Origin of the sequence: Pseudomonas sp. A-R-19, from assembly GCF_019956575.1 — a bacterium.
In the GTDB taxonomy this organism is placed as follows: domain Bacteria; phylum Pseudomonadota; class Gammaproteobacteria; order Pseudomonadales; family Pseudomonadaceae; genus Aquipseudomonas.
This window is the reverse complement of the sequence record NZ_JAHBDR010000074.1, coordinates 35,080-48,805: the sequence shown is the minus strand read 5'-3', so window position 1 is coordinate 48,805 and position 13,726 is coordinate 35,080. Positions and strand designations below refer to the sequence as shown.

Here is a 13,726-nt window from a genome sequence, read left to right as displayed (position 1 = left end):
ACCGAAAATCCCTTGTGGGGGCTTGCTCGCGAAGGCGTCAGTACATTCAAAACTGACGTGTCAGACACACCGCTTTCGCGAGCAAGCCCGCTCCCACAGTTGATTGCTGTCGTTCACTGATGTTGTGTTCACCGAAAATCCCTTGTGGGGGCTTGCTCGCGAAGGCGTCAGTACATTCAAAACTGACGTGTCAGACACACCGCTTTCGCGAGCAAGCCCGCTCCCACAGTTGATTGCTGTCGTTCACTGATGTTGTGCTCACCGAAAATCCCTTGTGGGAGGTGTTAGCCCTGATTCTTGAGAATGCGCCCCAAAGTCGCCAAAGCCTCATCAATCCGTGGCGAATACGGCGCGCCACAGCCAATGCGTACAAAGTGATCGAAGCGATGGGCGTTGGAAAAGATATCCCCAGGCGAAATCTGGATGCCGACCTTCAGCGCTTCCTGAAAAAGCATCATCGATGAATGCCGGCGAGGCAGTTCCACCCACAACAGCGTGCCGCCTTGCGGATGGGTCACGCTGGTGCCGATGGGGAAATAACGGCTGATCGCTGCACTCATCTGCTCGCGTTGCACCGTCAGGGTTTTCCTCAACCGCCGCAGGTAACGTTCGTAGGACGGTGTGCGGATGAATTCGCTCACCGCCAATTGCGATAACACCTCACACCCCCGCGACTGCGTATGCTTGAGCATCTCCACGCGGTCGTGCCATTTGCCGGCGCTGATCCAGCCCAGGCGGATGCCCGGTGCCAGGGTTTTGTTCAGCGAGGCGCAATAGATCACGTTGTCGGTGCGGTCCCAATGTTTGAGCGTGGACAGCGGCTGCTCGCTGTCCACCAGGTCGCCGTAGGTGTCGTCCTCGATCAGCACGGTGTTGTGCTCGGCGCACAGTTTCACCAGCCGAGCCTTGTTGGCGTCGGTCATGATGCTGCCCAGCGGGTTTTGCAGGTTGGGAATGACGATCAATGCCTTGACCCGTTCGGGGCCCTGCAGCAGCAGTTGCAGGGCTGCCAGATTGAGCCCGGTGTGGGCCGAGGCCGGGACTTCCAGCGCGCGCAGGTTCAGGCTTTCGAGAATTTGCAGCAAACCGTAGAACGTCGGCGACTCCACGGCCACGGTGTCGCCAGGACGGGTGACCGCACGCAAGGCCAGGTTGATCGCTTCGCTGGCGCCGTTGGTGATCACGATCCGCTCGGGGGCCAGGTGGGTCTTGCTGGCCAGAGCCCGCCGGGCAAGGATGTTGCGCAAGGCGCTGTTGCCGCAGGTCGAACCCGCGGCACCGAGCAGGTTGGCGTCGTAGCGCAGGGATTTGATCATGCTGTCTTGCAAGGTCTTCAGCGGGTACAGCTCTGGCGCGCAGTAGGCGCTGGCGAAATTGACCTTGATCGTCGCGCGCTGACTGGCCTTGAGCACCGCGCAGACCTGTTCATGAATACCGACATAGATACTGGAATCCAGCGCTGGCGCGAAGGCCGGGGCGGGTTTGGGCGCGGAGTCGGGCTGGCGAATGTAGTTGCCGGAGCGCGGCCGGGCTTCCAGCACACCGTAGTCCTCCAGTTCCCGGCACACCTGCACGGCGGTCGACAGGCTGACGGCGTGTTTTTCCATCATCAAGCGGATCGAGGGCAAGCGTTCACCGGTTTTCAGGGTGCCGCTGCGGATCGCGTCCAGATAGTGGTTGGCCAGTTGGCGATACAAGGGAGTCGTGTTCATGATGACCTCAGCAGTTGCACCACCGAGGTCTGGGCTGGAAAGTGAGTTGACGCTCCCCGCAGGCGGACCCGTGGTGCTCATGGGTTAAGGGAAGTGTTGTTCTGCGTCGATACTGGAAGAGTAATCGCGGTTTTGCCCGAATCACGGGCAATAAAAAGCCCCGCACTGATGGCGGGGCTCTTGACTGGTCGCTGAGGACCTTGTGGCGAGGGGGCTTGCCTGTGGCGAGGGGGCTTGCCCCCGTTGGGTGGCGCAGCCACCCCTAATCAAACTATTTGAGTTATTGCAGGAATACCGCATTCGCCGGATTTACGACGGCTTCGCCGCCGAACGGGGGCAAGCCCCCTCGCCACAGGCAAGTCCCTCACCACAACTGCCGTGATTACTGCGCGGCGATGCTGTAACCATCGAACGCGGTCTGCTGCTGCAGGGCGGTGATGATGTTCTTGCGGTTGACCGCTTGCTCGGCGCCGCTGTTGTCCAGGAACGTCTCGCTTTCCAGCTCCGCCTCTTCGCCTTCGCCAACGAAAGTGAATCCAAGGAATTCCAGGGCTTCACGGTCGACGTTCAGGCGCGAACGCGGGGTGCGCAGCGGCAAGGTGACGCTGATGCCGTCCTTGCTGATGGTGAACACTTCGACTTCTTTCTTGGCCTTGGCAGCCTTGCTCTTGCCGCCGCTCGGGTTGCTGATGGCCTGGTGCGTCTGGTTCAGTACTTTCAGGGCCAGGCCGTAGACGATTTCCTGGAACGCCGGATCGTCCTTGAAGCTGGACAGGATGCGGCTGATCGGGAATTTGCTGCTCAGGTCTTCCAGGGCGGCGATGTCTGCCGACTCGGCGTCCTTGAGCTGCTTGAGCTGACCCATCAGTTCGTAGGCCTTATCGTCGTCGAAACTGTCGTGGGCGTGGCGGATCGCGGCGCGAAGTTCGCGGATCTGGTCGCTTTCGCGGGTGGACTGGAACGCGTCCAGCACCATCTCGCTGATGGTTTTCGCCTGGGGTACGTGTTGTGAAAGATTGATGGAGTTTTCGTATTCCGCTTTGGACGACAAGGTAACTACGGATTCGGCGGTGTTGGAATCGGACATTGAAATTTCACTACTTCTTTGAACTTGAATAGGGGCGAGAAAGCTTGGGGGCTTTTTCAGGCCGACTAATCTATTGGACCGGGGCGACGTTGTCACGGGCGAACAGGCGGCTGGTCAAGTTTTTGATCCTTTGCAGGTGCGAGCTTGCTCGCGATGGACGTCAACGATAACGCGTTCATCCTGAATGAACGCGGTGTCCTTGAAACCATCGCGAGCAAGCTCGCTCCTACAAGGTGTGATCAGGAATGCTGCAATTTCTGCGCACGCTTGTCCGCCAGATGCTGCACCACCAGCCTGCCGATCAGCACCAGCAAGGTCAGGCTGATCAACAACACCGAAATCGCCGCGACACTCGGGTCGACGTTATCGCGCAAGCCGCTCCAGATGCGCTTGGGCAGGGTGTCGACGTTGACGCTGGTGATGAACAGCGTCACCGCCACCTCTTCCCAGGACAGGGCGAAACCCAGCAGGGCGGTGGAGGCCAGGCCCAGTTTCAGGTTCGGCAATATCACCATGAAGGTGGTCTGCATCAGGCTGGCGCCGAGGTTGCGCGAGGCCAGTTCGATGCGCCGGTCGATGTTGCTCAACGCCACCAGCATGGTCACCACGCCATACGGCACCACCATGATCACGTGGGCAATCACCACGCCGGTCAGGGTGTCGTAGCCCATGCCCGGCGCGAAGCGGCCGAGCTTGGTTTCCATGAAGTACAGCACCAGCGCGGAAATCACCGGCGGAATCGCCATCGGCAACAGCACCAGGCCGATCAGCGCGGTGGCCCATTTGGAGCGCATGTACCAGATGCCGAGGCTGAAACTCGCCGCGAGCAAAGTGGCGATGATGCTGGTGGCGAAGGCGATGGTCAGGCTCTGGCTGATCGCATGGAACCAGTCCGGGTTGCTGACCAGCGCCTCGTAGTGACGCAGCGACCAGTTGCCTTCGGGCATCGACAGGAAGCGTTTGCTGGTGAACGACACCGGAATGACTGTCAGCAGCGGGAACAGCATGAAGGCCATGGCGATCACGGCCAGCAGCCGGGTACTCAGGCTTGTGCGATGGGTATTCATGGTTATCTCAGCCTACCAGTCGGTTCACGCGGGTCATTTTCAACAACACCCAGATCAGCGCGCTGACCAAGGCCAGCAACACCACGCTCAGTGCCGCCCCCAGGCCCCAGTTGCTGGTCTGGAACATTTGCAGGAACACGTATTCGGCGATCATCACCGTTTGCCCGCCACCCAACAGTACCGGGGTGATGAAGAAGCCCAGGCAGAACACGAAGACCATGATGAACGCGCCGAGAATCCCCGGCAGGGTCTGCGGCAACAGCACTTGCCAGAAGGTGCGCAAGGCGCCGGCACCCAAACCGCGAGACGCCATGAGCACACGCTGATCGAGTTGACGCATGGTCGACAGCAGCGGGAACACCGCGTACGGGATCATGACGTGGAGCATGCCGATGACCACGCCAATCTCGTTGCGGCTCAGTTGCAGCGGCTGATCGATCAGGCCCATGCCCATCAGCCCGTTGTTGAGCACACCGTTGCTGCGCAGGGCAATCAGCCAGCCGAAGGCGCGCACCAACACGGAAATCCAGAACGGGATGAAGATGCAGATCTCCACCACCCGCTGCCAGAACGGCGGGCTGAACACCCAGCAGTACGCCAGCAGATAACCGATCACCAAGGCCAGGCCACTGACGGTCAGGCACAGGCGCAAGGTGCGCCAGAGCATCTCGTGGATGGCCGGGTCCGTGGCGATGCGCTGGTACTGCTCGATGCCCGGCGTCGGCAGCGAGAAGCTCCAGCCGACCACGCCGAGAAATGGCAACACGTAGAACACCAGCAGCAACACCGGCAGCGGGAACAACAGCAAGCCGCGCTCCAGGCCCGGCGAACTGAAGCGGGGCTTGGGGGCGGTCAGGGTTGAGGTCAGGGTGGTAGTCATGGTCACAGGCTCACTTGGACAACCGCGTCAGGTACTCTTCGAGGGCCTTGGAGTAGTTATCGGCGTACCACTGGGCGTTGAGGGCGATCTGCTTTTTCAGGTTTTCTTCCGAGGCGCAGTTCGCTTCCAGTTGCTTGGCCGACATGAGCTTTTCCGTGGCGCTGTTGGACGGTCCGTTGCCCAGCAGTTCAAACAGCTTGAGCTGGCCATCAGGCTGCAACGCTTGCTGGATGAACTGCATGGTTGGCTGGGTGCCGCCCGGGTTGCCGTTGAGCACCGCCCAGCTGCTGGAGTTGATGAAGCCGTTGTCGAAGCTCCAGCGCACGCGGTTGTCGGTGTCTTCGCTGAGCAGCTTGGCGCGGGTGTGCCAGATCGCGCCGACCGACACTTCGCCGTCGACCATCAGTTGCTGGCTCTCGGCGCCCGAGCTCCAGAACGACAGCACGTGGGGCTTGATCTCGTCGATTTTTTTCATCGCCCGTGGCACGTCCAGCGGGTACAACTGATCAGCCGGAACGCCGTCGGCCAGCAACGCCGCTTCGAGCATGCCGTTCATCCACTTGTACAGCGTGCGTTTGCCGGGGAATTTCTTCACGTCCCAGAAATCGGCCCAGGTCTTCGGCCCGTTTTCACCGAATTTTTCGCTGTCCCAGGCCATCACGTAGCTGAACTGGTAGCTGGCGATGCCGAAATCGGAGGAGAGCGCCGGGGCCACTTGATCACGCTTGATGGTGTTGTAGTCCAGCGGTTGCAGGATCTTTTCCCGGCCCAGCACGATGGCGCTGTAGCTCTCGACGTCGACGACGTCCCAGCTCGGTTGACCGCTGGCCAGTTGCGAGCGGATCGCGCCCTCGGTCGGGCCGGCGCCATCGATGCGCACCTGGATGCCGGTGTTCTTGGTAAAGGTGTCGGTCCATGCCGAGCGGAACGCATTCAGGGCATCGCCACCCCAGTTGACCACTACCAGCGGCTTGTCCGCCGACCAACTGATGCCGCTGCGTAGCGCCAGTGGTACCGCGGCCAGCAGGCCCATGGCCTGGATGAAGGTGCGACGGTTGACCTGACCGTCACGGGCCTTTTCGATAAGCACTTCGATGCAGTCTTGTTGGTGATCCTGGCGCATGGGCAAGTCCTCAGGCGGCGGGTGCCTGCGTGGGCACCGGCCTTTTTGTTGTCATTGGAAGAGAGCTTTGTGACGCAATTTCTTGGGGGTCAGGCCTGTAGCAGGAAGCTTTGTTGCACCGGCCAGCTCAGCCACACCGGGGCACCGCTTTGCATCAGCGCGCCCGGGTGATTGCCGGGCACGGACAGGTTGATCGGCAGCGTGTCGCCGCCGACCTTGAGTGCCAGGTGGGTACTGGAACCCTGGTAGACCTTGTCGGTGAGTTGCGCCGGCATCACGTTGTAGCCGTCGCGAGTCGGGCAGTCGCTGTGCAGTTCCATGTGCTCGGGGCGCACGGCCAACACGATCGGTGCCGCGCTCAGTGCGTTCGGGGCCTGGGCATGCAATACGCTGGTGCCGCAACGGCCGCTGGCGGTCTGGCCGTTGCGGGTCAGGTTATCCAGCGGGAACAGGTTCATCTTGCCGAGGAACTCGGCGACGAAGCGGCTCTCGGGGCGGTTGTAGATGTTTTCCGGGGTGTCGACCTGGGTCAGCTTGCCGTGGTTGAAAATCGCGATGCGCGAGGACAGTGCCAGGGCTTCGTTCTGGTCGTGGGTGACGAAGACGAAACTGGTGCCGACCTGACGGTGGATGCGTTGCAGCTCGGTCTGCAGTTGTTCGCGCAGGTTCTTGTCCAGCGCCGACAGCGGCTCGTCGAGCAGCAGCATTTCCGGCTCGAACACCAGCGCCCGGGCAATCGCCACGCGCTGTTGCTGGCCGCCGGACATTTCGGATGGCTTCTTGTGCATGTGCGCGCCGAGGCCGACCACTTCAAGGATGTGCTTGACCCGACGATTGCGTTCTTCGGCCGGGACTTTGCGGATGCGCAGCGGGTAGGCGACGTTGTCGGCCACGGTCATGTGCGGGAACAGTGCATAACCCTGGAACACCATGCCGTAGTTCCGCTTCTCGGCGGAGCGCTTGATGATGTCGACGCCTTGCTCCATCAGCTTGCCCGACGTCGGGCTGAGGAAGCCGGCCAGGATCATCAGCAAGGTGGTCTTGCCCGAGCCGGACGGACCCAGCAGGGTAAGAAATTCGCCTTTGCGAACGTCGAGATCGACGTTATCCAGCGCCGCGAAACGGCCGTAATACTGGCTGATACCTTGAGCGCTGAGCTGAATCGCTGAACGGCTGGACACAATGAGGTTCCTCTTTTTATTGCCCATAAGACGTACGAGGACGGATGTGAATCCGAAATGGGCTTTGAGGCTTATTATTGTTAAAAATATCGCTACATCAATGGAATTATTTTGCTCGTATTGGTTAGTTTTATTGAACAAATAAGCGTTGTTTCCATCTCCGCCAGATGCACCGAAACAGAGCCCAATGTGGGAGCGGGCTTGCTCGCGAAGGCGGCGTCATATTCAACATGTTTGCTGACTGACCCACCGCTTTCGCGAGCAAGCCCGCTCCCACATTGGGTATGCGGTGAGTATTAGAGGGTGTCCTGCCAGGTTTGATGGGATGACTGCAACTGCGTCTTCACCCAATTGCTGAAGGCCTGGACCACCGCACGCTCGGCCTTCTGCGGGTCGGAAGCCAGGTAGTAGCCACGGTGCAGATCAATGGTGATCTCGAACGGCCGCACCAGCAAACCCTTGGATAACGCATCGCCGCTGATCAGGTTGTCGCCGATGGCGATGCCCTGGCCGGCGATGCACGCCGACTGCGCGCAGTGCGCGTCTGAGAACAGGATTCCGCTGGTCGCGTTGACCCCGGAAGCACCGGCGGCGGTCAGCCACACGCGCCAGTCCGAATAGTCGGTCATGTGCAGCAACGGGTAGTTGCTCAGTTCCTGCGGGCTTTTCAGGCCGCTCAAGGCGTTGATCAAGCGCGGGCTGCACACCGGGAAAAAGCGCAGCGCGACGATTTCTTCAACATTCATTTCCGGCCAGTCGCCAATCCCGTAGGCGATGAACAGGTCGACGGCGGGGTTGTTGACGTCGTCCGGTGTGCGCGGGGAGATCAGCTGCAATTGCACTTGCGGGTACTGCCGCAAGAAGGCGCCGATGTGGTGGCACAGCCAATAGGTGGCGAACCCCGGCGCGCAGCTGACGCACAGCCGTCCGGAAATCTCCTGGTCGTCGATCAACTGCCCGGCATCGAGCAGGTTCAACAGAATCCCGTGGACTTCCCGCGCATAACGCTCGCCCTGATACGTCAGGCCGATGCCCCGGCCAATGCGCTCGGTCAGGGCAAAACCGACGCACTCCTCAAGCTTGCTGATCTGGTGGCTGATCGCGCTGCGGGTCAGGTTCAGTTCACGGGCGGCGATCGACACGCTGCCTGTGCGGGCAACCGCATCCAGCGCACGAAGGGCTGTCATCGAAGGAAAGCGCATAATTCATCCCGTTCAAAGATGGAAGAAAAGGCCAGCGAACACCGGTTCCTTGTGGCGAGGGAGCTTGCTCCCGCTCGACTGCGCAGCAGGCGCAAAGCTCGTCGTGTCATGCAATTGGGGCTTCTACGCAGCCCAACGGGAGCAAGCTCCCTCACCACAGGTTCACCTTTGGCCTTCCGTATGGTGACGTAAATCGAACAGTCAGGCCAAAAAAAATCGATTGTTGTATCGGTTGATTCAACAATACTAGCCCCATTCGTCGTTGGGCCGATGCGGCCCCTTATCCAAGAGGTGCTGCATGACCCGTTGTGCCGAGGCGCTCGTTCAGTTGCTGGAAGGCTATGGCGTTGAAACCGTCTTCGGCATTCCCGGCGTGCACACCGTCGAGTTGTACCGTGGCCTGCACGGCAGTCGCCTGCAGCACATCAGCCCGCGCCACGAGCAGGGCGCCGGGTTCATGGCCGACGGTTATGCCCGTGCCAGTGGCAAGCCCGGGGTGTGCTTCATCATCACCGGTCCCGGCATGACCAACATCATCACCGCCATGGGCCAAGCCTATGCCGACTCGGTGCCGATGCTGGTGATCTCCACCTGCAACCGTCGCGAACACCTGCGCCTGGGCCATGGTCACCTGCATGAACTGCCGGATCAGCGCGCGCTGGTCGCCGGGGTCTGCGCTTTCAGTCATACATTGCAGCACCCGTCGCAATTGCCGGAAGTGCTGGCGCGGGCTTTTGCCTTGTTTGGCTGCACGCGGCCACGGCCGGTGCACATCGAGATTCCACTGGATGTGCTGGAGATGTCTGCCGACGATCTGGACCTGCGCCCGCGTTCGTTGCCGGCCGCGCCAGCCCCGGCGCTGGAAAGCATTGACGCGGCGGTTGCGCTGATCAGCAAGGCGAAGCGTCCGTTGATTCTGGCCGGTGGTGGTGCGCACCGGGCCTCTGAAGTCCTGACCGCACTCGCCGAACGCTTGCAGGCACCCGTGGCACTGACCACCAACGCCCGTGGTTTGCTGTGCGCCGAACATCCGTTGCTGCTCGATGGCGTGCTGTCGTCGGCCCATGGTCGTGAACTGATCGCCGAGGCTGATGCAGTGCTGGCGGTCGGCACCGAACTGGGTGAAACCGACTACGACTTTTTCGGCCTCGGCCCGGTGGCGTTCAAGGCGCCGCTGATTCGTCTGGACATCGACCCGCTGCAAATCCTCGGCGTACAAGTGGCCACGGTCGGTTTGCTGGGTGATGCCGAACAGGGCTTGCTCGCGCTGTTGGAGCGCCTGCCGCAACGCCAGGCCGATTCGGCCTGGGCAGGTGAGCGGGTGAGCCGGGTCAACGCCATCGAACGTGCTGGCTGGAGCGCGAAACAGAGCCGTATGCAAGCGTTGCTCGATACGGTCCGTGATCACCTGCCGCAGCCACTGATTGTCGGCGATTCGACTCAACCGGTGTATCAGGGCGCCCTCGGCTACCGCGCGCCAACTCCCAACAGCTGGTTCAACGCCGGCAGCGGTTACGGCACCCTCGGCTACGGTTTGCCCGCCGCCATCGGCGCCAAGCTCGCCCAGCCATTGCGCCCGGTGGTGGCGTTGGTCGGCGACGGTGGCTTGCAGTTTTCCAGCGCCGAACTGATCGCCGCCAAAGAGGCCGGCGTCGGCGTGATCCTGCTGCTGTGGAACAACAGCAGCTACGCGGAAATCCGCGACTACATGAACGCCAAGGCGGTGCCGTTGCTGGGGGTGGACATCCTCACGCCGGACTTCGCCGCGCTCGCGCAAAGCTGCCACGTCAGCCATCACCGGGTGAGCAATCTGCATGGCTTGCGCGAGCTGCTGGGGCAACTCGACAACATCAACCAACCGGTCATGGTCGAGGTCGACGCCGCGACGTTTCTGGCTGACTAAAACAACAACAATTTTTTCAGGTCCCCGACTCGCATAACGAACGGTGGACCTTTCAATCTCCCTGAACTCGAAGGTGGCTTACATGGCTGAGTCCGATAACTTTTCCTCTACCCATTCCGTGCAGGGGACCTATGCCGACCTGATCCTCGTCAACGGTCGCATCTACACCCAGGACCCTGCCAACCCATGGGCCGAAGCGGTGGCGATTCGCGATGGCAAGTTGATCGGTGTCGCCGGGCTCAGCCAGATCGAAATGTTCAAGGGCCCAATCACCCGTGTGCATGACCTGCAAGGCGCGTTCTGCATGCCCGGCCTGCACGACATGCACACCCACCCCGACCTCGCGCTGGCGCCGCGCTACGCCGATGACCTCGACGTCGGCATCGAAGACCCAACCCCGGAACAGCTGCGCGAAAGCATTCTTGCCTACGCCGACAGCCATCCCGGCGACGGCTGGATCTACGGTCAGTACTGGGTGCGCTACACCTTCCGCGAAGCCGGCCTGACCCCGGGCCGGGCCTGGCTCGACAGCGTCATGCCGGACCGCCCGGTGGCGTTGCTCGACCGTATGTGGGGCACCATGATGGTCAACTCCAAGGCCCTGGAACTGGCCGGCATCGATGGCAACACGTCCGACCCGCGCAACGGCTATTTCGAGCGTGACGAGCTGACCGGCGAACCCACCGGCCTGATGATCGACGGCGCCTACGCGATGATCCACGCCGCCATGCCGCCGACCCCGGTCAGCGTGCTGCGCCGCGCCTACCGCGATGGCGTGCACTTTCAGAGTTCCCGTGGCGTCACGGCGAGCAAGTACGTGCACGTCTGCGAACAGCGCTTGCAGGCCCTCAAGGAGCTGGACGACAGCGGCGAACTGACCGTGCGCATCGAGGCGGCGATCAGTTGGCAGGACGACATTTTCCCGGTGCGTCGCCGCTGGGAACTGCTGGCCGGCGAACGTCACTACTACCGCAGCGCACGCCTGAGCGCCAACGCGGTGAAGTTCCATTTCGACGGTACCGTGGAGCCGAAGTCTTCGTATCTGCTGACCCCTTGGCCGCAAGAAAAAAGCTGGCGCGGCAAGCTCAACCTGACCCCGGAACACATTACCGACATGGTGGTGGACATGGACCGCAAGGGCATCCGCGTGATCGCCCACTGCACCGGCGACGGCGCCTCCGACGTGTTCCTCGATGCCGTGGCCGAGGCCCGCCGTCGCAATGGTTTCAGCGGTGTGCGCCACCAGTGCGCCCACAGCACCTTGCTGCATCCGGGCAACCTGCCGCGTTTCAAGGAACTGAATGTCATCGCCGAGTTTTCCCCGGCGGCCTGGTACCCGACACCGTTCGCCAGCGGCGCGCGTTCCGGTTACGGGCAGGAACGCCTCAAGCGTATCTACGACTTCAAGGGCGTGCTCGCTGCTGGCGGCACTGCGGTGATGGGCACCGACTGGCCGGTGGCGTCCATCGACCCGTGGCTGGCGCTGGAAACCATGATCACCCGGCAGAACCCGTGGAACGACGACCCGGCCTGCTTCGGTGACCCGATCAGTCTCGAACAGGCACTGACCGTGATCACCAGCAACGGTGCGATCGCCATGGGCCTGGAGCACAGCACTGGCAGCTTGCAGGTGGGCAAGGCGGCGGACCTGATCGTGATCGACCGCGACCTGTTCGCCGAGCCAGCGCGCAACTACATCCACAAGACCCAGGTGCTGCTGACCTTCGTTGAAGGGCAACTGGTCTACGACCGCCATTCGACGCTCGAAGCTGTCGGCCTCAAGGCCGTGTGGCAGGGCGAACCACCGGTGCTGGAGGGCAAGGCAGAATGACTTCCCAACGCATCGCCGTGACCGTCGTCTCGGGCTTCCTCGGCGCCGGTAAAACCACGCTGCTCAATCGCATGGTGCGCCGTGCCGAAGGCAGTCGACTGGCGGTGATCGTCAACGACTTCGGTGAGTTGAACATCGATGCGGCCATCGTCTCCGAAGTCACCGACGCGGTGTACAGCCTGCAAAACGGCTGCATCTGCTGCACCGTGCAGGAAGACCTGCTGGCGCAACTCGGCAGCCTGGCGCAGCTTGAACCAAGGTTGGAGCGCATCGTCATCGAGTGCAGCGGCGTGTCCGACCCGCAGCGCATCGTGCAGACCCTGGCTTATCCACAGCTGCGCAGCCAGATGCAACTGGACATGGTCATCACCGTGGTCGATGCCACCCGTCATCTGCAACTCGATGGCGAGTACGCGCGACTGGCCCGGGCACAGGTGGCCGCTGCCGACTTGCTGCTGTTGAACAAGACCGACCTGGTCGACGAGGCGCAGTTGCAGGCGCTGCGCGACGCGTTGGGCCTCAGGACTCGAGTACACGAAAGCGTGCAGGCGCAGCTGCCGGATGCGCTTTGGCTCGACACGGATCTGGAGCTTGAGCCGCGCACAGTGAAACCGCTGACGCGGGTGGCCGATGGCGATCACGGCGAGATGTTCAGCAGTTGGCTGTGGCAGAGTGACAAGCCCCTCGATGCAGAAGGATTGCGTGGCTGGTTGCAGGCGCTGCCCAGCGATGTGTTCCGGGTCAAAGGGCTGGTCAAGCTGGCGCAGGGCAACAAGGCGCATTGGCTGCAACACGTCGGCACACGCAGTCAGTTTCTGCCGGCCACGGATGAAGCGCAGGCGGTCACCACACGCCTGGTGTTTATCGCCCGCCGTGGTTTCGACGACTGGGAAGCGTTGGGGCAGGGGCTTGAGGCCTGCACCGTGAAGGTGAGCGCATGAATCCGACCGAACAACGGTTGCGTGAAGAACTTGCCGCCTGCTATCGGCTGGTTGCGCACTTTCGCATGACCGACCTGATCTTCACCCACATCTCGGTGCGCATTCCGGGGCCGGAGCATCATTTTCTGATCAACCCTTACGGGCTGATGTTCGACGAGATCACCGCGTCGAACCTGGTGAAAATCGACCTCGATGGCCACGCCGTGGAGCCGTCGCCATACCCGGTGAATCCGGCCGGTTTCGTGATCCACAGTGCCATCCATGGCGCCCGTGACGATGCGCAATGCGTGCTGCACACCCACACCAAGTCCGGTTGCGCGGTGGCGGCGCTGAAGTGCGGGTTGTTGCCGGTGAACCAGATATCGATGGAGTTCTACGGCCGGGTCGCTTACCACGACTATGAAGGCGTGGCGCTGGATTTGAACGAGCAAGAGCGCCTCGTGCAGGACATCGGCGACAAGCCGGTGCTGATGCTGCGCAACCATGGTTTGCTGACCGTTGGTGAAACCGTAGGCCAGGCGTTCATGCGCATGTACTACCTGGAAAAGGCCTGCGACATTCAGTTGGCGGCCATGGCTGCCGGTGAGTTGGTACTGCCATCAGATGAGGTTTGTGCGCATACCGAGCGGCAATTCAATGACCCGGGGCGGCCGCTGGAAGAGGGGGAGCTGGCTGACCCGGATGTGATGCAACTGGCTTGGGCGGCGTTGTTGCGTTTGCTGGAACGGGTGGCTCCGGGGTATCGCGACTGATCTGAATCCTCGGCTGATTGTGCTGGCCCCTTCGCGAGCAAGCCCGC

11 protein-coding genes are annotated in these 13,726 nt (G+C 61.7%); 4 read left to right on the top strand and 7 right to left on the bottom strand.

From position 1 onward, the window contains the following. Positions 1 to 284 precede the first annotated feature (284 nt). The 7 genes from KGA88_RS21740 to KGA88_RS21710 all read right to left on the bottom strand — a co-directional run bounded on the left by KGA88_RS21740 (position 285) and on the right by KGA88_RS21710 (position 8,252). Positions 285 to 1,712, bottom strand: coding sequence for a PLP-dependent aminotransferase family protein (locus KGA88_RS21740; protein ID WP_223594210.1), 1,428 nt, complete (start codon positions 1,710 to 1,712; stop codon positions 285 to 287). A 382-nt stretch (positions 1,713 to 2,094) separates the two neighbouring features. Beyond that, positions 2,095 to 2,799 carry a hypothetical protein gene (locus tag KGA88_RS21735; RefSeq protein ID WP_110662110.1) on the bottom strand — a complete coding sequence of 235 codons (705 nt, stop codon included), beginning with the start codon at positions 2,797 to 2,799 and terminating at the stop codon, positions 2,095 to 2,097. 239 nt (positions 2,800 to 3,038) lie between these two features. Continuing rightward, positions 3,039 to 3,866: an ABC transporter permease gene (locus KGA88_RS21730; RefSeq protein WP_110662111.1), complete on the bottom strand. Its 828-nt coding sequence runs from the start codon at positions 3,864 to 3,866 to the stop codon at positions 3,039 to 3,041. 7 nt (positions 3,867 to 3,873) lie between these two features. Further along, positions 3,874 to 4,746 (bottom strand): ABC transporter permease, encoded by an 873-nt coding sequence (locus tag KGA88_RS21725; RefSeq protein WP_110662112.1) that lies wholly within the window; start codon positions 4,744 to 4,746, stop codon positions 3,874 to 3,876. 10 nt (positions 4,747 to 4,756) lie between these two features. Then, entirely contained in the window at positions 4,757 to 5,869 is a 1,113-nt protein-coding gene (locus tag KGA88_RS21720) for an ABC transporter substrate-binding protein (RefSeq protein ID WP_223594209.1), read from the bottom strand. An 89-nt stretch (positions 5,870 to 5,958) separates the two neighbouring features. Next, on the bottom strand, positions 5,959 to 7,050 hold the full coding sequence (locus tag KGA88_RS21715; RefSeq protein WP_223594208.1) for an ABC transporter ATP-binding protein: 1,092 nt from the start codon (positions 7,048 to 7,050) through the stop codon (positions 5,959 to 5,961). A 296-nt stretch (positions 7,051 to 7,346) separates the two neighbouring features. Then, complete coding sequence (locus tag KGA88_RS21710) at positions 7,347 to 8,252, bottom strand: LysR substrate-binding domain-containing protein (RefSeq protein ID WP_110663185.1); 906 nt, start codon at positions 8,250 to 8,252, stop codon at positions 7,347 to 7,349. A 298-nt stretch (positions 8,253 to 8,550) separates the two neighbouring features. Here KGA88_RS21710 and KGA88_RS21705 point away from each other — a divergent pair, with 298 nt between their 5' ends. The 4 genes from KGA88_RS21705 to KGA88_RS21690 all read left to right on the top strand — a co-directional run bounded on the left by KGA88_RS21705 (position 8,551) and on the right by KGA88_RS21690 (position 13,679). Then, positions 8,551 to 10,155 carry a 5-guanidino-2-oxopentanoate decarboxylase gene (locus tag KGA88_RS21705; protein WP_223594206.1) on the top strand — a complete coding sequence of 535 codons (1,605 nt, stop codon included), beginning with the start codon at positions 8,551 to 8,553 and terminating at the stop codon, positions 10,153 to 10,155. 82 nt (positions 10,156 to 10,237) lie between these two features. Continuing rightward, positions 10,238 to 11,986: an amidohydrolase gene (locus tag KGA88_RS21700; protein ID WP_110662206.1), complete on the top strand. Its 1,749-nt coding sequence runs from the start codon at positions 10,238 to 10,240 to the stop codon at positions 11,984 to 11,986. Beyond that, positions 11,983 to 12,927, top strand: coding sequence for a CobW family GTP-binding protein (locus KGA88_RS21695; RefSeq protein ID WP_223594205.1), 945 nt, complete (start codon positions 11,983 to 11,985; stop codon positions 12,925 to 12,927). The genes KGA88_RS21700 and KGA88_RS21695 overlap by 4 nt, the downstream gene beginning before the upstream one ends. Further along, positions 12,924 to 13,679, top strand: coding sequence for a class II aldolase/adducin family protein (locus KGA88_RS21690; RefSeq protein ID WP_223594204.1), 756 nt, complete (start codon positions 12,924 to 12,926; stop codon positions 13,677 to 13,679). Before KGA88_RS21695 ends, KGA88_RS21690 begins: the two co-directional genes overlap by 4 nt. Positions 13,680 to 13,726 lie beyond the last annotated feature (47 nt).

Excerpts from the sequence above, each read along its gene's own strand:
- KGA88_RS21740 (WP_223594210.1), bottom strand. The coding sequence starts at position 1,712 with ATGAACACGACTCCCTTGTATCGCCAACTGGCCAACCACTATCTGGAC.
- KGA88_RS21735 (WP_110662110.1), bottom strand. The coding sequence starts at position 2,799 with ATGTCCGATTCCAACACCGCCGAATCCGTAGTTACCTTGTCGTCCAAA.
- KGA88_RS21730 (WP_110662111.1), bottom strand. The coding sequence starts at position 3,866 with ATGAATACCCATCGCACAAGCCTGAGTACCCGGCTGCTGGCCGTGATC.
- KGA88_RS21725 (WP_110662112.1), bottom strand. The coding sequence starts at position 4,746 with ATGACTACCACCCTGACCTCAACCCTGACCGCCCCCAAGCCCCGCTTC.
- KGA88_RS21720 (WP_223594209.1), bottom strand. The coding sequence starts at position 5,869 with ATGCGCCAGGATCACCAACAAGACTGCATCGAAGTGCTTATCGAAAAG.
- KGA88_RS21710 (WP_110663185.1), bottom strand. The coding sequence starts at position 8,252 with ATGCGCTTTCCTTCGATGACAGCCCTTCGTGCGCTGGATGCGGTTGCC.
- KGA88_RS21705 (WP_223594206.1), top strand. The coding sequence starts at position 8,551 with ATGACCCGTTGTGCCGAGGCGCTCGTTCAGTTGCTGGAAGGCTATGGC.
- KGA88_RS21700 (WP_110662206.1), top strand. The coding sequence starts at position 10,238 with ATGGCTGAGTCCGATAACTTTTCCTCTACCCATTCCGTGCAGGGGACC.
- KGA88_RS21695 (WP_223594205.1), top strand. The coding sequence starts at position 11,983 with ATGACTTCCCAACGCATCGCCGTGACCGTCGTCTCGGGCTTCCTCGGC.
- KGA88_RS21690 (WP_223594204.1), top strand. The coding sequence starts at position 12,924 with ATGAATCCGACCGAACAACGGTTGCGTGAAGAACTTGCCGCCTGCTAT.